The sequence below is a fragment of the Amycolatopsis sp. w19 genome (assembly GCF_051373225.1).
GTDB lineage: Bacteria > Actinomycetota > Actinomycetes > Mycobacteriales > Pseudonocardiaceae > Amycolatopsis > Amycolatopsis japonica.
Map to the genome: position 1 here is coordinate 1 of NZ_JBPQFM010000017.1, position 22,867 is coordinate 22,867.

A 22,867-nucleotide genomic window follows, 5' to 3' on the forward strand; every position below is an offset into this window, starting at 1 on the left:
GCTCTACTGGCTTAGTTCACTAGCACACTGTTGAGTTCTCAAGCAACACACCCCGAATCGCACCACCATCACAGCGGCCTTATCCGAAGCAGTCATTCCTAGCAGTTTTTGGTGGGACACCCACTCAATCGCGCTAAGTTCTTCAACTCCGCGGCGAGAGCTTGGTTCGTGTCCCGGTCGGCCGCTCGGTTTCCCTGGCGACGAAGAGAACTTTACATGGCCGGAAACCCCCGAAAACAGGGGGGTACCTTAACGACATTCGCCCAGGTCAGAGGCCATAAACGGGTCCAGGCCCGGCGATCACGCGGTGATCGCCCCAGGAGACCGCAGGTGAACTCCCGGGCAAGAACATTGCTCCGAGTACATTGCACCGTATTGATCCCAGCGATTGCTCCGATTAGCGTCGGGCTCATGAGTACTGCGGAACTCGACGGCATCTCCGTCGCTTACGACGACCTCGGCACCGGGTTGCCCGTCGTCCTCGTCCACGGCCACCCCTTCAACCGTTCGATGTGGCGGCCCCAGGCCGAACGCTTCAGCCGGGAGGGCTACCGGGTCATCACCGCGGACCTCCGCGGGTACGGCGAGACGACCATGCCGCCGGAGAGCACGAAGACCGGACTCGACGTCTTCGCCAAGGACATCTGCCGTCTCGCGGATCGCCTCGGTCTCGGGCGCTTCGTACTGGGCGGCCTCTCCATGGGCGGGCAGATCGTCATGGAGTTCCACCGCACCTACCCCGAGCGCGTCGCCGGCCTTCTGCTCGCCGACACCTCTCCCCAGGCTGAGACCGAGGAGGGCAAGCGCGTCCGCAACGAGATGGCCGACCGCGTCCTCGCGGAGGGAATGAACCCGTACGCGGAGGAAGTGCTGACGAAGATGGTCTCCCCGGAGAACGTCCGCACGATGCCGGACGTGGCGGCACACGTCCTCGGCATGATGCGCACGACGCCCAAGGAAGGAGCGGCGGCCGCGCTCAGGGGACGGGCCGAGCGTCCGAACTACCGGGAGAGCCTCACCCGCGTGGAAGTACCGGCCCTGGTGGTGGTCGGGACCGAGGACGAGTTCACCCCGGTCGCGGACGCCGAGCTCATGCACGACCTCATCCCCGGCTCCACCCTGGCGGTGATCGAAGGCGCCGCGCACATGCCTAACCTGGAGCGCGAGGCCGAGTTCAACGACGTGTTCGCACGATTCTTGAAAGAGATTGACTGATGCCCCAGAAGACCGTTTTCGTGACCGGTGCCAGCGCCGGGTTCGGCGTCGAGATCGTCCGCCGGTTCGCCGCCGACGGCGCCAAGGTCGTCGCGGCCGCGCGCAGCAAGGACCGGCTCGACAAGCTGGCCGGCGAGCTGGGCGAGAACGTCCTCCCCTTCGAACTCGACGTCCGGGACGCCGACGCGGTGGCCGCCCTCCCCGGCACGCTGCCCGCCGAGTTCGCCGAAGTCGACCTGCTGGTCAACAACGCCGGCCTCGCGAAGGGGCTCGAGCCCGCCCACCGGGCGAAGCTCGACGACTGGGACCAGATGATCGACACGAACATCAAGGGGCTCGCGCACCTCACCCGCGCCCTGCTGCCCGGCATGGTCGAGCGCGGCCGCGGGCACGTGATCAACATCGGCTCGGTCGCGGGCAGCTACCCCTACCCCGGCGGCAACGCGTACGGCGCGACCAAGGCGTTCGTACACCAGTTCAGCCTGAACCTGCGCGCGGACCTGCAGGGCACCGGCGTCCGGGCGACCAACGTCGAGCCGGGCCTGGTCGGCGGCACCGAGTTCTCCGTCGTCCGGTTCGAGGGCGACCAGGGCAAGGCGGACAACGTCTACAAGGGCACGACGCCGCTGACGGCCGCCGACGTGGCCGAGTCCGTCTTCTGGGCGGCTTCGCAGCCGGAGCACGTGAACATCAACGTCATCGAGTTGATGCCGGTGGTACAGAGCTTCTCCGCGCTCCATATTCACCGAGAGAGCTGAGACCGAAGAGGGCGAAGAGCGCCTGCTGTTCCGGGTTCCGCTCGGTCAGCAGGCGCCGCGTCCGCGGGCGGCCGCCGGTGGACGGATACCGCAGCACCGTCTCCCCTATCCCCGCGAGGCTGTCCATCAGTTCGCGGACCGACAGGTTCATCCCCGCGCGGTCGGCCTCACGCCGCATGAGGTGGGTGACCGTGGACGCGAGCACCGTGACCAGGGTGTGCACGGCGATCCGGTGCGGCGTCCACTCCCAGCGCGGGGCCGGGCCGGTGACGGCGGGGCCGGTCAGCCAGCGGAACGTCGAGTCGAGGTGCGTCCGGGCGCGGTACGCGGTGACGACCTCGGCCACCGGCCAGTCGTGGTCGGTGACCAGCACCTGCTTGCCGAAGAACTCGTCGTGCAACCGCGACACCGCGGCGTCGTCGACCTTCCAGGTCAACCGGATCTCCCCCGGCCTCGTCCCGGTCAGTGCCGGTGAGAGCACCCGTTCGACGCGGCGGCCGCGGGTGATCCGGGCGATTTCGGCGTTCACCTGGCCGCGGTCGCCCCGGTACGTGCCCGAGGCCAGCGCGGCGTCGAGGCCGGCGAGTTCGCGGGTCGCGGTGCCCAGTTCCTCGCCGAACGCGCGGGCCTGCGCGTTGTGCAGGGTCTCCGAATGCGTGAGGATCACGCGCCGCCGCATCCCGGCGACCACGGCCCTGGTGTCGAGGGCGGTCAGCCCGGCGAAGCGTTCCGGGTCGACCGGTTTGCGCGCGGACGGCGGTTTCGCCAGCAGTTCCGGGTGCTCCGACAGCGGGAGCGCGCCGACGAAATGCCGTCCGAGGTCCAGTTGCGCGGCCTGGCCGGCGGTGAAGACGAGCGTGACGGGATACAGGGAGCGGAGTTCTTCGGCGAGCGCGGCGAACGGCGGCGCCCCTTCCCTCGGGTACACGTGCGAGGCCAGCGGGATCGCGCCGTCCTTGGTCACCACCAGCCCGAGACCGGCGAGTTCGCAGCGGCAGGGGTCGGCCGTGGTGAAGGTGGCGAACCGCGGGACGTCGACGGCGAGCGCGGCGTCGCCCGTCCCCAGCCACGAGAGCACCGCGTCGGCGACGGCGGTCTCGATCCGCGCGATCCGTTCCGGTGTGAGGCGTTGCAGGGCCCGACGGTGATTCGGCAGGTCGGCCTCGATGAATTCCCGGGCGACGGAGTCACGCCACCAGTCGGCCAACTGCGTTTCCGGCGCGGTCGCCCGGTGCAGTACGGCGAGCGCGAGATGCGTCCCCAGGGTGGTCGCCGCGCGCTGGGCCCCGACGGCTTCGTCGACCCGGCGCACGAAGTCGAGCCGTCGCAGCGTGGCCCACACCGCCGCGACGTCGCCGAAGGTCCGATGACGCGCTTCGCCGGGCGCGGAGACGTCGCCGTCCATCGCGCGCCCGATCTCCTCGGCCGTGCCGAGATAGCGCTGCGAAACCACCCTCGGCTCGCCGTCGACCCGCGCGGAGGTGACGAGGTAGTAGTACGTCCGCCCGCCGACCTTCTTGCCGATCACCGAAGCCACACTTTAGGTAATACACTCCGGCCCCTTGATCGGCAACCAAGATCACGCTCTGACCAGCGGAAACAGTGACCACACCCACGTGGGTGACGCGGTGGCGGGATGCACACTGGCAGGTGGAGCGAGTCCGGCCATAGCGTGCGGGAATGGCATCCCCTGCTGACGCGAACGCCCCCACCACCTCGGCGATGCGCCGGGCGCTCGCCAGGGCGCGCGACGGGAAGACCCTCGACATCACCGAGGCCTCGATCCTGCTCCAGGCGCGCGGCGACGACCTCAAGACGCTGTCCGAGCACGCCTCGAGGGTCCGCGACGCCGGGCTCGTCGCGGCCGGCCGTCCCGGCGTGGTCACTTACAGCCGTTCGGTGTTCATCCCGCTGACCCGGCTGTGCCGGGACCGCTGCGGCTACTGCACCTTCGCGACCGTCCCCGGCCGCGTCGAATCGCCGTTCCTCTCCCCCGACGAGGTGCTCGACATCGCCCGCAAGGGTGCCGCGATGGGGGTCAAGGAAGCGCTCTTCACCCTCGGCGACCGTCCGGAGGACCGCTGGAAGGCGGCGAAGGACTGGCTCGACGCGCACGGTTACGACGACACGCTGTCCTACGTCCGGGCGATGGCGATCCGGGTGCTCGAAGAGACCGGCGTCCTCCCCCACCTCAACCCCGGCGTGCTGACCTGGCAGGACTTCCAGCGGCTCAAGCCGGTCTCGGCGTCGATGGGCATGATGCTGGAGACGACGGCGAAGCGGCTGTACACCGAGAAAGGCGGCCCGCACTACGGCTCGCCGGACAAGGACCCGGACGTCCGCCTGCGGGTGCTGGAGGACGCCGGCCGCAGTTCGGTGCCGTTCACCACGGGCATCCTGATCGGCATCGGCGAGAACTTCGAAGAACGCGCCGACTCCCTGTTCGCCATCCGCAAGGTCGCGAAGACCTACGGCGGCATCCAGGAGGTCATCGTCCAGAACTTCCGCGCGAAGCCGGACACGAAGATGCGCGCGACCCCGGACGCCGATCTCGAAGAACTCGCCGCGACCATCGCCGTCGCGCGGCTGGTGCTCGGGCCGCGGATGCGGATCCAGGCGCCGCCGAACCTGATCGGACAGCAGTACGAACTGATGCTGAACGCGGGCATCGACGACTGGGGCGGCGTCTCACCGCTGACCCCCGACCACGTGAACCCCGAACGCGCGTGGCCGCAGATCGACGAGCTCAAACGCCGCACCGAGGCGCTCGGGTTCACCGTGCGCGAGCGGCTGCCGATCTATCCGGAGTACGTCAAGGCGGGCGAGCCGTGGCTGGACCCGCGGCTGAACGCGCATCTCGCGCCGCTGACCGACACCGAGACCGGGCTCGCGATCGAAGAGGCCATTCCGGTGGGCATCCCGTGGCAGGAGCCGGACGGCGGGTGGAAGGAGGCCGGGCGTACCGATCTGCACGTCGAGGTCGACACCGTCGGGCGCACGGAGGACCGCCGCAGTGACTTCGACTCGGTCTACGGCGACTGGGCCGAGATCAAGGGCAACATCAAGACCGGACCGCAGCGGTTCGACACCGACATCCGGGATGCCTTGCGCAGCGCGGAAAAGGACCCCGCCGGACTCTCGGACGACGCGGCGCTGGCGCTGCTGCACGCCGACGGGCCGGAGCTCGACGCGCTCGCGAAGATCGCCGACGACCTGCGTCGCGAGGTGAACGGCGACGACGTCACCTTCGTCGTCACGCGGAACATCAACTTCACCAACGTCTGTTACACGGGTTGCCGGTTCTGCGCGTTCGCCCAGCGGCGCACCGACGCCGACGCGTACACGCTCTCGCTGGAGCAGGTCGGCGACCGCGTCGACGAGGCGTGGGCCGCCGGCGCGACCGAGATCTGCATGCAGGGCGGCATCCACCCGGATCTGCCGGGTACCGCGTACTTCGACCTCGCGGCGGAGGTGAAGCGCCGTCAGCCGGACATCCACCTGCACTCGTACTCGCCGATGGAGGTCGTCAACGGCGCTTCGCGGACGAACCTCTCGATCGAGGACTGGCTGGCGCGGGCGAAGGAAGCCGGCGTCGACTCGCTGCCGGGCACGGCCGCGGAAATCCTCGACGACGACGTGCGTTGGGTTCTGACCAAGGGCAAGCTGCCGACGTCCGAATGGATCAACGTCGTCACCACCGCGCACAAACTCGGCATCACGACGACATCGACGATGATGTACGGGCACGTCGACACCCCGGCGCACTGGGTGGGGCATCTGAAGCTGCTGGCGAAACTGCAGCGGGAAGGCCTGGAGCGCAACGGGCGGCGCGGGTTCAGCGAGTTCGTGCTGCTGCCGTTCATCCACCAGAGTTCCCCGATCTACCTCGCCGGGCTGGCGAGGGCGGGCACGACGCTGCGCGAGAACCGCGCGGTGCACGCGCTGGCCCGGCTGCTGCTGCACGGGATGATCGACAACATCCAGAGTTCGTGGGTGAAACTCGGCGAAGAGGGCAGCCGCGCCGTGCTCCAGGGCGGGGTCAACGACATCGGCGGAACGCTGATGGAGGAGACGATCAGCCGGATGGCCGGCGCGGCGAACGGGTCGTACAAGACGATCAGCGACATGCGCGCGATGGTCGAGCCGCTGGGCCGCCCGCTGCGGCAGCGGACCACGGAGTACGGCACGCCGACCGCCGAGCGGATCGCCGCGGCCCAGGCGTCCGACGGCGTCGCGACCGCGGTGCGGCGTCCGCTCCTGCCGCTTGTCACCAGCTGACGAAAATCCCCTGACGGCCCCCTGACTCGCGTACAAACGCGAGGAAGGGGGCCGTCACGTTGCGTGTGGCACCGCTCACAAGGCCCGGGGGTCGCGGGCGTTTTCTGTGCTAAACCCGAGAATCACTTCCGGGCAGCCGAGAGGACGTCGATGACCGCGAGCGCAGTCCAAGTGGCCGATACCGCCCGCTATCCGTTGTCCGAACCGGGAAGCCCGGCGTGGCGCGAAATCGTTTCCCGGACCCGCGCCGAACTGCGGGAAACGGGCTGCAGCGTGCTGGCCGACTTCATCCGTCCGGAGTTGCGAGACGTCCTTCGCCACGAAGGCGCGAAGATCGCTCCGGAGGCGTACGCGAAGGTCGAACGCGTCAACGCCTACAACATCGCCATCGACACTCCGCTGCCGGAAGACCATCCCGGCCGCACGATCATGGAACGCGGCAACGCTTTCGTGGCGCGGGACCGGATCCCGGCGACCGCGGTGATCCAGCAGCTGTACTCGAGCCGTGAGTTCCAGCGGTTCGTGGCCGACTGCTTCGAACTCCCCGAACTGCACGAACTCGCCGATCCGCTGTCCGGCCTGGTGCTCAACGTGATCGAACCGGGCCGCGCGCATCCGTGGCATTTCGACACCAACGAGTACACGGTCAGCATGCTCACGCAGGAAGCGGCCGACGGCGGTGTCTTCGAGTACTGCCCGAACATCCGCTCCGAAACGGCGGAGAACTTCGACGACGTCCGTGCCGTCCTGGCGGGCGAAGGTGAGCACCTGATCAGGCGGCTCACTCTCCGTCCTGGCGATCTTCAGCTGTTTCGCGGACGCTTCGCGCTGCACCGGGTGAGTAGTGTTCAAGGGGCAGTCGCCCGCCATTCCGCGATCTTCGCGTACAGCGAGCGCCCTGGGGTCATCGGCAGTCCGGAACGGACGAGGCAACTGTTCGGCCGGGTCCTGCCGGAGCACGTCGCTTCGGCGGCGGTCCGGGGCGATCAGCTGCTCGACTAGCGCCAGTTGGCGGAGCTGAAGGAGTACCTGAAAGGTGACCACAGGTGTGAACCCGCCCCGGCCGTAGGCCCCGCTATCGCGGTGGCAGGGCAGCGCCCTGCCGACGTCGATCGCGGTCGCGGGTTCACCTACCGACACTCAGTCAGGAGCTTGGCCGTGCCTTTGGATTCGACCGGCAAGATCAATTTCGACGACATCTACACCGCGCCCGATCCACGCGCCTTCTTCGGCACGTTGCGCCGTCTGGACTACGACATCCCGCAGCAGGCGAAGGCCTACTTCGCGAAATTGATCGACGAGTACCGCGCGGAGGCCGATGTCAAGGTCCCGACGGTGCTCGACCTCGGCTGTTCCTACGGTGTCAACGCGGCGCTGTACAGATGCGACACCACGATGGAGCGGCTGTACGACCACTACGCGTCCGCCGGTGCGCTGAGCCGGGACGAACTGATCGCGCGTGACCGCCGGATGGACGCAGTCGGCGATGACGTCCGCTTCATCGGCCTCGACGCCTCCGCGCCCGCTCTGGACTACGCGCTCGCTGCGGGCTTCATCGACGAAGCGATCCACGCCGATCTGGAGAACGAAGACCCGACCGACGAACAGCGCGCGTTGCTGTCCGAGGTCGACATCGTCATCTCGACCGGCTGCGTCGGCTACGTCACCGAGAAGACCCTCGTGCGGATCGCGCGGGAAAACCGGCCGTGGATGGCGCATTTCGTCCTCCGGATGTTCTCCTACGGCCCGGTCGCCGACAGCCTCGGCGAACTGGACTACGAGACGACCGGGGTCGAGGGCGTCTTCCGGCAGCGGAAATTCGCTTCGGATGAGGAACAGACGCAGATCCTGGACAATCTGTCCGTCGCGGGCGTCGACCCGCGTGGGCTGGAGGCCGGTGGCCGGCTGTACGCGCGGCTGTTCGTCTCCCGTCCCCACGGCGCGGCGGGCGGGCTCGCCTCCGCGCTGAACGCCCTTCCCCTTCGAGATCGAGGATGATCGTGAGCAGTCCGGAACCGTCCACCCGCACGTTCGGCAACGAGGACAGCCTGCCGCGGGTCCCCGTCCCCAGCCTGGAGGACACCTGCCGCCGGTTCCTCGAGTGGTGCTCGCCGCTGCTCACCCCCGGCGAACTCGCGGAGACCGAAGGCGCCGTCACCGAGTTCCTCGCCGAAGGAAGCTCAGCGCACGAGCTGCAGAGCGCGCTCGAGGCCTACGACAAGCGCGAAGACGTCCGAAGCTGGCTCGACACCTTCTGGCCGTATCGCTACCTCGGCCGTCGCGACCGGATCGCCCTCAACGCGAACTTCTTCTTCCTGTTCACCGAATCCCCGCTGGAACAGCTGGAGCGCGCGGCCGAACTGACGGCTTCGGCGGTGGACTACAAGCTGAAGCTCGACGAGGAACTGATCCCGCCGATCCTGCTGCGCGGGCGGCCGCAGTCGATGGTGCAGCACAAGTTCCTGTTCTCGGCGACCCGCATCCCCGGCGCCGCGCAGGACACCGCGCGCACGCCGTACCGCGAGGACTGGCCGGGGCCGTCGAAGGCGCGGCACATCGTGGTCTTCCACCGCGACACCCCGTTCCGGATGGACGTCATCGCGCCGGACGGCCGGCCGTATTCCCCCGAACAGCTGGTCGCGGGACTGCAGGCCATCGTCAAGTCGGGGACCTTCGTCGAGGACCCGCAGACCGCCGCCGGGCATTTCACCACCAAGGCCAGGGCCGAGTGGGCGGCGACGCGGGAAGCGTTGCTGGCGGCGGGGAACGCGGCCGCGCTCGACGACATCGAGACCGCGTTGTTCTGCCTGTGCCTGGAGGACTTCACGCCGTCGGGCACGCAGGAGGCGTGCGACGCCCTGCTGCACGGCGACAGCGGGAACCGCTGGTTCGACAAGGCCGTGTCGCTGGTCGTGTTCGAGGACGGCACGGCGGGGCTGAACGTCGAGCACTGTGAACTGGACGGGACCACGATCCTCGGGTTCACCGACGCGCTGCTCAGCGGTACGCGGCTGGAGCGGCCGCCCGCCGACGGTGTGCCGTCGTCCGAGGTCATCGAGTTCGTCCTGGGTGACGCGCTGCGCGAAGACGCCCGCGCCGCTGCCGCGTCCTTCGCCGAGTACGCCGACGCGACCGCTACGAAGACGGTGTCCTTCACCGACTTCGGCGCGAACCGGGCGAAGGAGCTCGGGATGTCCCCGGACGCCTTCGCGCAGATGGCGTACCAGCTCGCGCACAAGCGGGCGAAGGGGATCACGGGCGCGACGTACGAGTCGATCGCGACGCGGCAGTACCAGAACGGGCGCACCGAAGCGATGCGCGTGGTGACGCCCGAGGTGCTGTGGTTCGTCCAGGTGATGAACGACCCGCAAGCCGACCGCCAGACCCGTCAGGCGGCTTTCCGCGCGGCGGCCGCGAAGCACGTCACGCGGGCGAAGGAGTGCCAGGCAGGCGACGCGCCGGAGCAGCACCTGTGGGAGCTGCAGCTGATCCAGAAGCGGCGTGGCGTCGAGGACTCCCCGTCGCTGTACTCGTCACCCGGCTGGCTGAAGATGCGCAACGACTACCTGAGCACCAGCTCGGCGCCGTCGGTGAACATCCAGTACTTCGGTTTCGGGTCGACCAGCCCGCAGTGCATCGGCATCGCGTACGTGCTGCTGCCGGAGTCGTTGAATCTGTACCTGTGCACGCCGAAGCACGTGGCGCACGACATGGAGCTGTTCGCGACGGAACTGGCCGATGCGGTGCGTGAACTGCAGGAGTTGCTGGCCTCTTGAGCGGGGTCTGAGATGGGCCGAAGGCGTCCTTCGCCGCGTCGGATGCGGTGAAGGACGCTTTCGGCCCAGGTAAGGTTCCGGCGTGCTGGGGAAACTGGGGTCACTGGGTGGATTGCTGCTAGTCGTGGCGGGGTGCGGCGAGCCTCCGCCGCCACCGCCGCCGGTCCCGCCCACCGTCCACACGCCGGACCCGGGCCCGGTGGTCCCGGCAGGCTGCCTCGACACCGGCGTGACGGTGAAGTCCGGGCCGGTCGAGGCCGCGCTGGGGCATCGCGCGGTCGTGCTGACCCTCACCAACTGCGGCACGACCCCGCGCACGCTCACCGGCTATCCCGAAATCCGCTTGCTGGACAAGGAAAAGCGGCCGATGAACGTCGCCGTGGAGCACGGCACGTCGTATATGGCGATCGATCCCGGCGTCAGCCCGCAGACGGTCCAGCCCGGCGGGACGCTGCTCTCGGTCGTCTCGTGGTCGAACACGGTCACCGTGGGTTCGCCGGAGGCCGGCGCCTACGTGACGGTCGCGGCCGCGAAGGGCGATCCGGAGCAGCGGATCACGGTCGACACCGACCTCGGGACCACGGGCAAGCTGACGCTGACGGCTTGGAACGCCAAGCTCAAGAACTAGAAGCTCGCGAACAAGCCCTCGAAGAAGTCCGGCGCCGACACGATCACGAGACCGAGAAGTCCCAACGGCAGGGCGACGACGGCGACCTCGGCGGCCTGACGCGGTGAACGAATCCCCCGCCAGGCCACGAACGCGATCGCGATCGCCGTGGCGACCGCCAGAGTTCCGAAACCGGATCGGTCGGATCGCCGGACGAGATCACCGATCAGCAGACCCACGACCGCCGAGGTGGCCAGGGTGCCGCGGCGGTCGCCCCGCCCCACGGCGTCGAGCAGAAGCCCGGCGACGAGTCCAGCGGCCACGGCCAGACCGCACCACAGCACGAGCGTCGAAGGGTCGATTCGGTACGTGCCCTCGTATTTGACGCCGTAGACCCACGCCTTGCCGAGGTAGAACGCGAGGACCGCCGCGATCAGCGCGCACACCGCCCGGATCACCGCCCGCCGGCGGGGCATCCCGGGGACGACCGCGACGATCAGCACGATCCACAGAGTGAAGCTGTGCGCCAGCGGCCGTAGCGACTCGCTGTAGTAGGCGTAGGCACCGACGGCGCCGGAAACCGCACCCGCCACGAGCACCGCCACCTCGGAGAACCCGAAGTAGCCGGACACGCGTTTCCCCACCTCGACCGACATCGCTCCCCCTAGCTCGCGGATACGACAGTGAAGCAGATGACCGGGTTTTGTGACGAGACCGCACGGCTCCGCGACGGACACCGCTCGCGTCGATGGTCGCCACGGTCGACACCCTCGACGCCGGCCCCGAGGTCAGGACCCGCGCGGCCGAGTTGCTCGGGACGCAGACCCGGCGCCTGGCGCGGCTCGTCGAGGATTTGCTGGAGATCTCGCGGTTCGACGCGGGTTCCGCGGACCTGCGGCCCGAACTGGTCGACCTCGCGGCGCCGTTTTCACCGTGCGTCTTCCACGGGAGTCACCAGCGTGAGCCCGCGTGGCGTGTAGTCGTCGAAATACGGCAACGGGATATGGGTGAGCACCAGCAGGAGCGCGGTCAGTACACCGATCTGCGGCAGTTTCAGCTCACGATGGCCGAGCCAGAGCCACACCACCACGAAGAAGTTGGTCATCAGCAGGAAACCCCACCGGGCGTCGTCCCAGCCGCCGAACGCGAGCAGGACCGGCGCACCGATCGCGGCGGCGGGCACCACGGCCGCGAGGGTGGGCCGGTACAGGTACAGGAAACCGCCGAGCACCACGGCCGCGATCGGCAGCAGGTAGAGCAGGACACCGGCGATCGAGTACAGCCGCCAGCTTTCGGACTGGGTGCGCCCGAACAGATCCAGCGCGTCGGCGCGGTAGGCGAAGTCCGCTGTGGACAGTGAGCGCCGGAGACCGTCGATGGTGCCGGGAGCGGCGGGCGGCAGGGCGAGGATCCCCAGGCCGAGTACCGCCGCCGGGGTGAGCAACGCGCACGCGCGCCGGAACGGAACCTTCCGCAGCAGGGCGAAACCGAAGATCGGCAGCACGGTGAGCAACGCGATCTCGTGCACGGTCACCGAAAGCGCCATCACCGCACTGGCGAGCACGGGTCTGTTCCGGTGCACCGCCCACAGCGCGCCGGACAGCAGGAGATACAGCACCTGGTCGAGGTAGCCGACCTCGTGGAACAGGTAGCCGCCGGTCGGCAACAGGAGCCAGGCGACGATCAACCACCGCCGGCTTTCGGTGCGGCTGCGGACGAAGGCGAGCGTCAAGACCGCCAGTACCGCGCCGAGGACGGCGAAACTCGCGACCGCGAAGACCACGTAGTCGTGCCCGAACGGCTTCAGGAGCGTGCCGACGAGGAAACGGCGGTGGAACCCGTCCGTCAGCGACACGGCCTGCAGGGTCGCCGCCCACTCCCCCGGCAATCGGAACCCGGTGTAGCCGGCGAGGAGGACGGCGATCGCGAACAGGGTGGTGACGCTTCGTCGCGAAGTCTTCCCGGCGACGGGGACCGGGGCCCGCTCGAGCAAGGTGGTCATGACGCCAAGCTAGGAACGGATCATCCCGCTGCCGTGATGGTCCCGCGACAGTTCCGCCACAGAACCGTTACATGGTTGTCGACCTCAGGACCGCCTGTTCGGAACCGTCGACCACGAAAGCGGTCCGCGCCTTGGTCGTCGTGGGCAGCTCGCAGGACAGCCACGCCACGCCGGGCGTCAGGAGTCCCTTCAGCTGGTTCGGCACCTCCGGGGCCCCAGCCTTGCACTTGAGATCTGCGATCACTTTCGACACGGCTTCGGGGCGAAGCTTCACCACCGCGGACAGCTTGAAGACAGATGGCCCGGGTGCCTCGATCCGGCCCTCGGAGGCGCCCATCCTCTCCTCGACCCACGACGCTTCGACGATCTCGCCGACGTCGGGGAAGTCCTCGGTGACCGGCGCCGGATCGGTGCGGACGGCCATTTCCTTCGGCGGTGGTGCCGGGGCACAGGCCGCGATCAGGACGATCGCGGCCGTGATCCCCAACGTCTTTCCCATGGTGCGCATGGGGACATCTTGGCTCAGGCGGTGAGCTTCAGGATGTCGATTCCGCGAGTGTTGTCGGCGACATAGACGTAACCCTTGTGCCAGTAGGGCGCCCACGCGCTGGCGTCCGCCGGGCGGAAGTAGGCGATCTGCTTCGGGTCGGTCGGGTCGCTGACGTCGAGGAAGCGTGTGCCCTGCGTGTAGAACGACTGCACGAGGACCTTGCCTCGGACGTCGAAGTAGTGCGCGGAGCAGTCACCCGTCGCCGGGTCACTGCCTTCCTGCCCGGCGACGCTCCAGGTGCCGACGGACTTGAGGCGGAACGGCTTCTCCGGCGTCGAGCGCCAGCCTTCGCCGTTGTAGGAGTTCTGCAGCGACGAGATCGTCAGCACGCCGTCACCGGCGCAGCCGTCGAGGAAGCTCTCTTCGGTGGCGTAGATCAGGTCGCGGCCATGCCAGCGGTTCGAGTCGGCGCCGTCGGCCGAACGGTGTCCCGCCGGGTGGAAGCTGTTGTGCATGAACTTCGACGGCGCCGCCGTCTCCTCGATGCCGCCGCCCGCGTACGGCACCGGGTCGAACGCCGTCGCGCGGCGGACCTTGCCCTGCACGGGATCGCGGTGGTGGCCGTTGGTCCAGTAGCCGCGGACACCGCCTCGCCCGGACACCCACGCCACGCCCTCGTCGTCGACCTGGACGTCGTGCACGTAGTCGGTCTTGCCGTCGTTGCGCGCGAGTTCGATCGGGTTCGGGAACGTCTTGGGGTTGCGCGGATCGCGGATGTCGGTCACCCAGATCGGGCGGCCGCCCCAGTCCGCGGGCTGGTTCGCGGCCTTCGCGGGGCCGCCGGTCCAGAGGTACCGGCAGTCGTCGACGCAGCTGGTCGTGTGGCCGGCGGGCACCTTGGTGTAGCTCAGGATGGCCGGTTTGTCCGGGTTCTTCAGGTCGATGATGTAGATGCCGGACTCGCCGGTCTGTGTGGTGCCGCCGTAGGCCCGCGGGTCCCGCGCGAGGAAGACGAGCTTGCGCTTGACGTCGACCTCGGTGTCTTCGGTCTCCCACAGGCCGGGGAGGCTGACCTCGCCGATCAGCTTCGGGGCGGTGGGGTTCTTCGTCAGGTCGTAGACCTTCAGGCCGAACTCGCCGGAAACCGCCATGACGTCACGTTTGCCGTACTGCAGGAACCCCATGGCGATGGCGCCTTGCGCGTCGGGCACGTTGCCGACGGCCTTGACGTTCTTCACCGCGCCGGGCGCACCGGCGACCCGGACCTTCTCACTGGCCGGTTTGTCCTCTTCGCCGCAGGCCGCGGCGGGCAATCCGGTGGCGATCAAGGTCGCGGTGACCGTGGTGAGCGCCAAACACGAACGGAGCAACCAGTTTCCTCGCACAGAAACCTCCCAGGCTGGTCCCCGCACCCTATGATCGCCACTTTGCCCGCACAACCGCCATTGGTTGTGGGACTGCTCGGTGCGGGACTGCTAAGACATGACCATGCGCTTGCGTCTTCTGGCCCCGCTCCTCGCCGCCGCCCTGGTCGCGGCGGGCTGCACCGAATCCGGCGAACCGCCCGCACCGGACGTTCTTCGCGTGGGCCTGGCCGCCCCGGCGACCCTGCTGCCCGCGGACGTCCGCGACCAGTCCGGACGGATGGTCACCGGCGCGCTGTGGACTCCGCTGGCGGACTACGACCCGGCGACGGGGAAGACGACGCCGCGGGCGGCCGAATCGTTCTCCAGTTCCGATCGGATCACCTGGACGGTCAAGCTCAAGGACGGCGGGAAGTTCCACGACGGCACCCCGGTGACCGCGCAGTCCTATGTGGACACCTGGAAGGCGATCGGCGCGGAGCAGTGGCAGGCGTCCCGGGTCGTCAAGGATCTCTTGCGGGCCAAGGAGATCACCGCACCCGAACCGCTGACCATCCGCCTCGTGCTCGACCGCCCGTCCGGGCAGGTCCCGGCGCTGCTCTCCTCGCCCGCGCTGGTCCCGCTGCCCGCTTCCGCGCTGGCTTCGCGTGATTGGGCGGGTTTCGCGCAGCGGCCGGTCGGCAACGGGCCGTTCCGGTTGGACGGCGCGTGGCAGCCGTCGGGCGGCAAACTGGTCCGGGTCGCCGACGCGCCGGGCAAGGCGCGGACGGTCGAGCTGAAGACCGGCGACGCGGCGGCACAGTACGACGAGGTCAAGGCCGGGAAACTCGACCTCTCCACCTTCGTGCCCGGCGATCGCCACGAGGCCATGCACGCGGATTTCGCGCAGCGGCACGTGATGTGGGCCCTGCCCACCGTCGCCTACCTCGGGTTTCCCTTGAACGCACCGCATTTCTCCGACGCGACCGTCCGGCACGGCTTCGGGCTCGGCATCGACCGCGCGGCGCTGGAGGCCGGTGCGCTCGGCAAGCAGGTGGATCCGGCGAAGTCGCTGCTGCCGCCCGCCGTCGCCCCCGGCGAGCGCAGCAGCACGTGCCGTCCCTGCACGTTCGACGCCGGAGCGGGGAAATCCCTGCTGACCCAAGCGGAGTTCCCGGCCACGCCGGTCCACTTCGGACAGTCGCAGGCGAGCTGGCTGCGTCCGCTCGCGGAGCAGGTCGGCAAGGCCGTCGGTGTCCCGCTCGCCCCGGAACCGGGGCAGGGACCGTTCGCGATCGACGTGGCACTGACGACGCCGAGCCCTCAGGAAGTGCTGGCCGAGATCGTGAAGGCGACCGGCTATGCCAGCGACGGGTTCGCCGACCTGCTGAAATCGGCCGAGGAGACCGACTCCGCCGAAAGCGGCGAGGTCTACCGGCTGGTGGAGAACCAGTTGCTGCGGGATCTCCCGGTCGTGCCGCTGTGGTCCGGGCACGGGCACGCCGTCTGGGCGGACCGCGTGGGCGACGTCAAGGCGACGGCGTTCGGCGGCGTGGACCTCTCAGGGATTTCCGTGCGGTGACCCGAGCGTGCATTCCCCCGCGACGACGTCGATGAAGGCCGAGGTCAGCGGGTCGGGAGTGCTGCGGCAATAGGCGGCGAGCGTCCGGCGGATCGCCGGTTCGGGCCGCAGGACGCGGCCGTGGAAACCTTCGGGCAGCACATTGGCGGGCACCAGCGCGGGACCGAGACCCGCGGCCGCGAGCAGAGGGGCGGCCGCACTCTGTTCGGTGCGGACCGCGGCCCTCGGCTGGAATCCCGCCGCGGCGCAGGCCTGGTCGACGAGGTCGGCCAGGCCGTTGCCCGGCGCGTAGTGCACCCACGCGCAGTCGGCGAGGGTCGCCAGGTCGACGACGCCGGTGCCGTCGTCCTCGCGCGGCCCGTCGATCGGCAGGACGACGACGAACTCCTCGACCCCGAGTTCGCGCACCGGCCCGTCCCAGTCCGGTGGGACCGGGCCGACCGCGACGTCGGCCTCCCCCGCCGCCATCGCCTCCCGGAGTTCGTCCGCGTGCCGGAACTCCACCAGCCGGACGTCGACGTCGGGCCGCTCGCGGCGCCACACCCGCAACGCCGCGGGGAGGACCCCGAGGCCGACCGAGTAGACGGTGGCGATCTGCAGTTCCCCGGCTTCCAGCCCCGATGCCTGCCGGGCCGCGCACCGCGCGCGTTCGGCGTCGGCGAGGGTGGCGCGGGCGTGCGGCAACATGGCGCGGCCCATCGGGGTGAGCCGGACGCTGCGCGGCAGCCGTTCGAGCAGCGGGCCTCCGACACCCTTCTCCAGCGCGCGCACCTGATGCGACAACGCGGGCTGCGTCACGTGCAGCAACTCGGCGGCCCTGGTGAAGGAGCCGGTGTCGACGACGGTCACCAGGTATTCGAGCTGCCGCAAGCTGGTCATGAAGAGAGTTTATCGGAGAGGTGAGATCTATGCCTTGGACTTATCACGCGGGCTGGTCCAGGCTCGGAGACATGAACGAAGAACGCAAGGTCGCCCTGGTCGCCGGGGCCAACGGGGTCATCGGCAAGAACCTGATCGCCCACCTGGAGACGCTGCCCGGCTGGCGCGTCATCGGCCTGTCGCGGCGTGGCGGCCCCGGCCAGATCGCGGTCGATCTGCTCGACGCGGACGACACCCGCGCGAAGCTCGGCGGCCTGGACGACGTCACGCACGTGTTCTACGCGGCCTATGTCGACAAGCCGACCTGGGCCGAACTGGTGCCGCCGAACCTGGCGATGCTGACCAACCTCGTCGACGCGATCGAACCCGTCGCGACCGGCCTGCGGCACATCAGCCTCATGCAGGGCTACAAGGTCTACGGCGCCCACCTCGGCCCGTTCAAGACCCCGGCGCGGGAGGACGACGCCGGGCATATGCCGCCCGAGTTCAACGTCGACCAGCAGCAGTTCTTGGAGCGGCGACAGGCCGGGAAATCCTGGACGTGGTCGGCGATCCGGCCGTCGGTGGTCGGCGGGACCGCGCTGGGCAACCCGATGAACCTGGCGCTGGCCATCGCGGTCTACGCGTCGATCTCGAAGGAACTCGGCCTGCCGCTGCGGTTCCCGGGCAAACCCGGCGCGTACGACAGCCTCCTGGAGATGACCGACGCCGGACTGCTGGCGAAGGCCACCGTCTGGGCCACCGGTTCGGAGAACGAGGCGTACAACATCGCGAACGGGGATCTGTTCCGGTGGAACGACCTCTGGCCGCGGATCGCGCGCTACTTCGACCTGGAGGTGGCGCCGCCGCTGCCGATGTCGCTGGACGTCGTCATGGCGGACAAGGAAGAACTCTGGACTTCGGTCGCCGCGAAGTACGGCCTCGAAGTGCCGTACAGCGCCGTTTCGTCGTCGTGGGCGTTCGCGGACTTCGTGTTCGGCTGGGACTACGACATGTTCGCGGACGGCTCGAAGGCGCGGCGTGCCGGTTTCCACGAGTACGCCGAGACGCCGGAGATGTTCTTCCGGCTGTTCGACGAGTTCCGCACGACGAAGGTGATCCCGTGAGGCTCTCGTGAGCGACTGAGATCGACATGTCCGATTTGATCACTTTGCGCAGTATTGTCCGGGGGTCGTGAGTGGTAATGGTCGTTCTAACCCTCTTTACCACTCACGACTCCCGCGAAACCGGACTTACAGACATAAAGCAGGCGTAACCTGCCCGGAAAGTGACCACTGTGGACACCAAGGCCTCAAGCAGCACAACGCGCCACACTTGACTTACTCCTCAATAACCGTCCTTACCACTCACGAAGCTTGAAACTAGCCGCGCCCGATGTACGGCATCGCGGTCGCCGTGACGGTCAGAAATCCGACGTTCGCGTCCAGCGGCAGCCCGGCCATGTACAGCACGGCGTCCGCGACGTGCCGGGCGTCGAAGGTCGGCTCGGCCTTCACGCTGCCGTCGGCCTGCGGGATCCCGTCGGCCATCCGCAGGGTCATCTCGGTGGCCGCGTTGCCGATGTCGATCTGTCCACATGCGACATTCCAGGCGCGGCCGTCGAGGGAGATCGACTTCGTCAGCCCGGTGACCGCGTGTTTCGTCGCGGTGTAGGCGACGGACGCGGGGCGCGGGGCGTGCGCGGAGATGGAACCGTTGTTGATGATCCGGCCACCGCGCGGATCCTGCGTCTTCATCAGCCGCACGGCCTGTTGCGCGCACAGGAACATCCCGGTCAGGTTGGTGTCGACGGCGCGTTTCCAGTCCGTGAAGGACAGTTCGTCGACGGTCCCGCCCACGGACACGCCCGCGTTGTTCACCAGGAGGTCCAGCCGCCCCCATCGGGCGCGGACCGTCTCGAACAGCGCCGCGACGGAATCGGGATCGCCGACGTCGGTGGGCACGGGAAGCGCGTCCGCCGCGCCGTCGGCGGTCTCGGCCAGCGCGTCCGCGCGGCGGCCGGCGAGGGCGACCCGGTAACCGGCGCCGAGCAACGCGCGGGAGATCTCCCTGCCGAGCCCGGAACCCGCCCCGGTGACGACCGCGATCCTGCCGTTGCCCATCGATCCTCCTCGCAGACCGTGCCGGAGCGGACCGGCTCGGTGATTTTTTTCCGATTACCCGCGTCCGTTCAGGCTAGCGCGCCGCCGCCGGGGGAAAACGTTCACCCGTCGGCCGTCGCGCCTTAAGCGGATCCGGTAACCCCTTCACCACATGGCGGCGATTCACGGGATGTGACCAGGGGGAATTCAGTAGCGAAGAATCCACGCTTTCAACTCGTCCAGACCGGCGAGCAGACCCTTCGATGGCGGCTGCTCGGCGGCAACAACGTGTCGCTCGGATCGGCGCCCGAAGACTATCCGCGAGCCGAGGAATGCCTTGTCGCGATCGCTTGGCTCAGCACGCATATTTCCGAACTGACCAGCGATTTCAGTCATCTCAGCGGCGGTCGCTGGCGCTGGCGCCTGCACACCGGCGACCGGCTCGTCGCGATCGCCAGCCACGCCTACGGAAGACGTATCGAGGCGCAGCGCGGCCTCGACCGGTTCCGCTCGGCCACCACCGAAGCGTCCATCGGCGAAGGAATCGAGACGATCGCCGATTGGCGCCGGAAATACCGTCGCGATTCCGGCGGACATTCACCGAATCGTTCTCCGTGACGGCCGATCACGGAAAGTGCGTTCCCCGGAGATTAACCACCATGACGTCGGGCGGGAACGCGAAGCACCGCAGCCGGACAGTGTTGCGGAGCGAGGATTGCGTCAAGTCACGGAATCCCGCGACTACTTGGGGACTAGAGAAAGAGTGCAAACAAGATGCGTGCTCGTACCACTCGGTTTCTCGGCGCCACCGCGATCGCCGCGTGTGCCTGCCTCACCCTGACCGGCACCGCCTCGGCGGTCGCCCCCGCCAACGGCCTTTCCGAGGTCATCGCCGCGGCGGGCTCCGACACCACGGTCGACATCACCGGCGCGATCCTCGCCAACGCGAACGGTGGCGCCTGGAACAGCGACCCCGACAACTTCGTCAACGTGCCGCCGCTGCTGTCCGGCACCCAGACCTTCACCGTCCCGGCCGACCCGTTCGCCGACGAGGTCGTCTACAGCGCGGGCAACCCGGCCCCGAACGGTTCGTCGCAGGGCAAGGCCGCGCTGAAGGCCTCCGCCGAAGCGGGCGACGGCAAGATCGACATCGCGCGGTCATCCTCGGCTCGCGGCTCCTCCGACCCCGGCACCTTCGAGTACTTCGCCTTCGCCACCGACGGTGTCACCTGGGCCTCGTCGGCCACCGGTTCGGGCGCGGGCCTGACCCTCACCCTGGCGCAGCTGCGCGGCATCTACGACGGCTCCATCACCAACTGGAACCAGGTCGGCGGCGCCAACTTCCCCATCAAGGTCTACCTGCCGCAGACCGGTTCCGGCACGCTGAGCTTCTTCACCGGTACCGTCCTCGGCTTCGACCCGACCACCAAACCGGTCACCATCAAGCGCTTCCAGGAGCACGACGGCAACTCCATCCCGGTCGCCGACCGCGCCACCGCGATCGCGCCGTTCTCCATCGCGCAGTGGATCGCGCAGGGCAACACGGTCGTCGCCGACAAGCGGGCGGGCTTCACCGTCAACCCGCTGACCGGCGCCGGCTTCAACGGCTCCCCGGTCGCCGGTTCGGCGGGCGGCTACACCCCGGCGTTCACCACCGCGTTCCTGGGTTCGCGCAGCGTCTACAACATCGTCGACTCCCGCACCCCCAGCTACGACCAGGCCAAGCGCGCCGTCGGCTTCGACGACGGTGACACGGCCTCGACGGCCAGCCCGCTGTGCGGCGGTCAGCTCGCCGCCACCATCCAGCGATACGGCTTCCTGACCGTGTCGGGCCCGAACGGCCTGTCCTGCGTCAAGTCCTGACCCCTCCTAGCGCGTGAAGGCCCCCTTCCCTCGGCTCAGCCGGGGGAAGGGGGCCTTCACGCGAGAAGTGCTACTTCGGGGCGACGCCCAGCGCGGCGAGCGCCGGGTCGGTCATGATGACGCCCGCGCCGGTGACCGGGTCGAAGCCGGGGGCACCGAGGTCGATCGCGGTCGAGACGAGCGCGTTCCGGATCTCCGCCGGAGTCGCGGCCGGCTTGCCCTGCTTCAGCAGCGCGGCGATGGCGGCGGCGCTCGGCGCGGCGGCCGAGGTCCCGAAGAACGGCTGGAAACCGCTCACCGAGGTCGCGACGCCGTCGGCCGCGGTGATGTCCGGCTTGTTGCGCGTCGCGCCACCGGTCGAGGACACGTTGCCGGGGGTGATCACCGAACCGTCCGGGTTGTAGAACTGGTGACGGCGACCGTCCGAAGTGAACCGCTCCCACTTGCTGGCGGAGGTGAACAGACCCGGGTACGGGCCTGCCGGGTTCGCCGGGTCACCGGTCTCGAGCGCGCGGCCGAAGGCACCGGCGGCCGGGGCGGCCGCGACACTGAAGGCGTTGACGGCGGCCGAGTGGCCGGAGGTGACACCGTTGGTGCTGAAGGCTTTCAGCGCACCCGAGGTGACGAAGCGGCCGCGGATCACGTTGAGCGCGATGAACCGGTCGGAGCCGCTGTACTTGACCACGGCGACCTTGAAGCCCGAGCCGCTGGCCGGGACCTGGGCGATCTCGTACGGGTTCTGCGTGCCGTTCTGCGCGCCCTCGCTGGAGGCGACGACCGAACCGGACGAGTTCAGGACGAACAGGTCGTAGTCGCTGGTGGCCTTGCCCCACGGGTCGGACCAGAACAGGGTGACGTAGCGGCCGACCGAGTTCGGCGAAAGGGCGTTGTACAGCTGGGTCGTGGTGCTCGGGTCGAAGTCGTGCGGCGTACCGGTGATCCCGGAGATCTTGCTGCTGGAGCCGCGGAAGTCGCCCTCGTAGTAGCCGCTGGTGCCGTCGGTCAGGTTGCCCGAGTTCCCCGCGGAGGAGAAGTAGAGCACGCCGGCCGCGGTCACGTCGTTGACGGCCTGCGCGACCGGGCCGTCCTGGAACGGCGACTCGTCGAAGTAGGACACGTCGTCGACGATGATCGTGCACTTGCCGGTGGTGCGCAGGGCACGGATGTTGTCGGCGAAGCTCTGCTCGCTGGTGAACGCGGTGGCGAAACCGAGCGCGGCGCCGGGCGCCATGTCGTGGATGATCTCCAGCATCGCGGTGCCCTCGTCACCGCTGCCCGCCTGGCCGGGGAGGACGTCGACGGCGGGGAGCTCGCCCGCGGTCTGGGACGCCTTCAGGGATTTGATGCCGTCGGAAAGCACGCAGACCTTCTGGCCCGCGCCGGTGACGCCGTACTTGGTGCGGGCGGTGTCGTTGCCGTGCGCCTTGTCGCCCTCGGCGACCTGCAGCGCGGCGGCGGTCTGCTTGACCGCGGCCTGCCGCCGGTCCTGCTGCGCGGACTCGTTCCAGGTCATGGCCTGGGAAGCGGCCTTGACCTCGGCGACGTCCCCGCGTCCGGCGATCGCGTCGACGGCGTTCAGCGGGAGGTCGGCGCGGATCGCGCCGGCGGGAGAGGCGTAACGGACGGTGCCGCCCGCCGCCTTGACGGCGTCCACCAGGGACTGTCCGGCGCCCTTGATGTCCACCGCGACCGTGCCGGCGTCGCTGACGCCCAGCCCGGTCCGGTATTCGGGCAGCTTGCCCGCCAGGCCCTTGTCGGCACGCAGGCGCTTCTCGACGACGAGCTGGCTCGACTGCTTGCGCTCAGCCGGGGTGAGGCTCTTCTTGATGCTCTGCAGTGCGGTGATCCCGGCCTGCGTGCGCGCCTCCTCCGACGGTTGGGCGCCGGAAACCGCCGTCGACAGCAGCAAAGCGCCGACCGCGACCGGAACCGAGCATGTGACCACCCGGCTGAATCTGCTCATCGAAATCTCCCTGGCTTTTCCAAAGCACTG

Annotated in this window: 19 protein-coding genes and 1 pseudogene; 12 read left to right on the plus strand and 8 right to left on the minus strand. The window is 68.9% G+C overall.

The features are described 5' to 3' along the window. The first annotated feature begins 411 nt into the window (after positions 1-411). Complete coding sequence (locus ACSMFO_RS28240) at positions 412-1,215, plus strand: alpha/beta fold hydrolase (RefSeq protein ID WP_436461127.1); 804 nt, start codon at positions 412-414, stop codon at positions 1,213-1,215. After that, entirely contained in the window at positions 1,215-1,973 is a 759-nt protein-coding gene (locus tag ACSMFO_RS28245; RefSeq protein WP_436461128.1) for an SDR family oxidoreductase, read from the plus strand. The genes ACSMFO_RS28240 and ACSMFO_RS28245 overlap by 1 nt, the downstream gene beginning before the upstream one ends. On the opposite strand, the gene ACSMFO_RS28250 is transcribed toward ACSMFO_RS28245, so the two are convergent. Further along, a complete protein-coding gene (locus ACSMFO_RS28250; protein WP_436461129.1) occupies positions 1,912-3,510 on the minus strand; it encodes an IS1634 family transposase in 1,599 nt (532 codons plus the stop codon). The two genes, ACSMFO_RS28245 and ACSMFO_RS28250, sit on opposite strands and share 62 nt — an antisense overlap. A gap of 185 nt (positions 3,511-3,695) precedes the next feature. Between ACSMFO_RS28250 and ACSMFO_RS28255 the strand changes: the two genes are divergently transcribed. The 5 genes from ACSMFO_RS28255 to ACSMFO_RS28275 all read left to right on the plus strand — a co-directional run bounded on the left by ACSMFO_RS28255 (position 3,696) and on the right by ACSMFO_RS28275 (position 10,655). Next, positions 3,696-6,251: a bifunctional FO biosynthesis protein CofGH gene (locus ACSMFO_RS28255; RefSeq protein ID WP_436461237.1), complete on the plus strand. Its 2,556-nt coding sequence runs from the start codon at positions 3,696-3,698 to the stop codon at positions 6,249-6,251. A gap of 150 nt (positions 6,252-6,401) precedes the next feature. Further along, positions 6,402-7,253, plus strand: a complete 852-nt coding sequence (locus tag ACSMFO_RS28260) for a HalD/BesD family halogenase (protein WP_073847643.1) — start codon at positions 6,402-6,404, stop codon at positions 7,251-7,253. Between the two features lie 162 nt (positions 7,254-7,415). Then, positions 7,416-8,249, plus strand: a complete 834-nt coding sequence (locus tag ACSMFO_RS28265) for a class I SAM-dependent methyltransferase (protein WP_436461238.1) — start codon at positions 7,416-7,418, stop codon at positions 8,247-8,249. After that, positions 8,246-10,027 (plus strand): choline/carnitine O-acyltransferase, encoded by a 1,782-nt coding sequence (locus ACSMFO_RS28270; protein WP_436461130.1) that lies wholly within the window; start codon positions 8,246-8,248, stop codon positions 10,025-10,027. The genes ACSMFO_RS28265 and ACSMFO_RS28270 overlap by 4 nt, the downstream gene beginning before the upstream one ends. Positions 10,028-10,109: 82 nt before the next feature. Then, on the plus strand, positions 10,110-10,655 hold the full coding sequence (locus tag ACSMFO_RS28275; RefSeq protein WP_083650045.1) for a DUF4232 domain-containing protein: 546 nt from the start codon (positions 10,110-10,112) through the stop codon (positions 10,653-10,655). Here the strand turns inward: ACSMFO_RS28275 and ACSMFO_RS28280 are convergent. Beyond that, positions 10,652-11,290 (minus strand): hypothetical protein, encoded by a 639-nt coding sequence (locus tag ACSMFO_RS28280; RefSeq protein WP_436461131.1) that lies wholly within the window; start codon positions 11,288-11,290, stop codon positions 10,652-10,654. The genes ACSMFO_RS28275 and ACSMFO_RS28280 overlap by 4 nt on opposite strands. A 74-nt stretch (positions 11,291-11,364) precedes the next feature. Between ACSMFO_RS28280 and ACSMFO_RS28285 the strand changes: the two are divergent. Next, positions 11,365-11,553: pseudogene (locus tag ACSMFO_RS28285) on the plus strand (histidine kinase dimerization/phospho-acceptor domain-containing protein); the annotation flags it as partial. Between the two features lie 9 nt (positions 11,554-11,562). Here the strand turns inward: ACSMFO_RS28285 and ACSMFO_RS28290 are convergent. The 3 genes from ACSMFO_RS28290 to ACSMFO_RS28300 form a co-directional block, all read right to left on the minus strand. Further along, positions 11,563-12,636, minus strand: a complete 1,074-nt coding sequence (locus ACSMFO_RS28290) for a hypothetical protein (protein ID WP_436461132.1) — start codon at positions 12,634-12,636, stop codon at positions 11,563-11,565. Between the two features lie 67 nt (positions 12,637-12,703). After that, positions 12,704-13,144 (minus strand): hypothetical protein, encoded by a 441-nt coding sequence (locus ACSMFO_RS28295; RefSeq protein ID WP_436461133.1) that lies wholly within the window; start codon positions 13,142-13,144, stop codon positions 12,704-12,706. Between the two features lie 14 nt (positions 13,145-13,158). Then, positions 13,159-14,496: an LVIVD repeat-containing protein gene (locus ACSMFO_RS28300; RefSeq protein ID WP_436461239.1), complete on the minus strand. Its 1,338-nt coding sequence runs from the start codon at positions 14,494-14,496 to the stop codon at positions 13,159-13,161. Between the two features lie 112 nt (positions 14,497-14,608). On the opposite strand from ACSMFO_RS28300, the gene ACSMFO_RS28305 reads away from it, so the two are divergent. After that, the gene (locus tag ACSMFO_RS28305; protein WP_436461134.1) at positions 14,609-16,051 is read left to right on the plus strand and encodes a peptide ABC transporter substrate-binding protein; all 1,443 of its coding nucleotides are present in this window, start codon (positions 14,609-14,611) and stop codon (positions 16,049-16,051) included. On the opposite strand, the gene ACSMFO_RS28310 is transcribed toward ACSMFO_RS28305, so the two are convergent. Beyond that, positions 16,031-16,930 (minus strand): LysR family transcriptional regulator, encoded by a 900-nt coding sequence (locus ACSMFO_RS28310; RefSeq protein ID WP_436461135.1) that lies wholly within the window; start codon positions 16,928-16,930, stop codon positions 16,031-16,033. The two genes, ACSMFO_RS28305 and ACSMFO_RS28310, sit on opposite strands and share 21 nt — an antisense overlap. Positions 16,931-17,001: 71 nt before the next feature. Between ACSMFO_RS28310 and ACSMFO_RS28315 the strand changes: the two genes are divergently transcribed. Next, positions 17,002-18,036, plus strand: coding sequence for an SDR family oxidoreductase (locus tag ACSMFO_RS28315; protein WP_436461136.1), 1,035 nt, complete (start codon positions 17,002-17,004; stop codon positions 18,034-18,036). A gap of 255 nt (positions 18,037-18,291) precedes the next feature. On the opposite strand, the gene ACSMFO_RS28320 is transcribed toward ACSMFO_RS28315, so the two are convergent. Then, the gene (locus tag ACSMFO_RS28320; RefSeq protein ID WP_436461137.1) at positions 18,292-19,032 is read right to left on the minus strand and encodes an SDR family oxidoreductase; all 741 of its coding nucleotides are present in this window, start codon (positions 19,030-19,032) and stop codon (positions 18,292-18,294) included. Between the two features lie 171 nt (positions 19,033-19,203). Here ACSMFO_RS28320 and ACSMFO_RS28325 point away from each other — a divergent pair, with 171 nt between their 5' ends. Together ACSMFO_RS28325 and ACSMFO_RS28330 are read left to right on the plus strand one after the other, a co-directional pair. Beyond that, positions 19,204-19,629 carry a hypothetical protein gene (locus ACSMFO_RS28325; RefSeq protein WP_037346876.1) on the plus strand — a complete coding sequence of 142 codons (426 nt, stop codon included), beginning with the start codon at positions 19,204-19,206 and terminating at the stop codon, positions 19,627-19,629. A 156-nt stretch (positions 19,630-19,785) separates the two neighbouring features. Further along, positions 19,786-20,874 carry a substrate-binding domain-containing protein gene (locus ACSMFO_RS28330; RefSeq protein WP_436461138.1) on the plus strand — a complete coding sequence of 363 codons (1,089 nt, stop codon included), beginning with the start codon at positions 19,786-19,788 and terminating at the stop codon, positions 20,872-20,874. A gap of 70 nt (positions 20,875-20,944) precedes the next feature. On the opposite strand, the gene ACSMFO_RS28335 is transcribed toward ACSMFO_RS28330, so the two are convergent. Continuing rightward, positions 20,945-22,837, minus strand: a complete 1,893-nt coding sequence (locus tag ACSMFO_RS28335) for a S8 family serine peptidase (RefSeq protein WP_436461139.1) — start codon at positions 22,835-22,837, stop codon at positions 20,945-20,947. Positions 22,838-22,867: the final 30 nt, after the last annotated feature.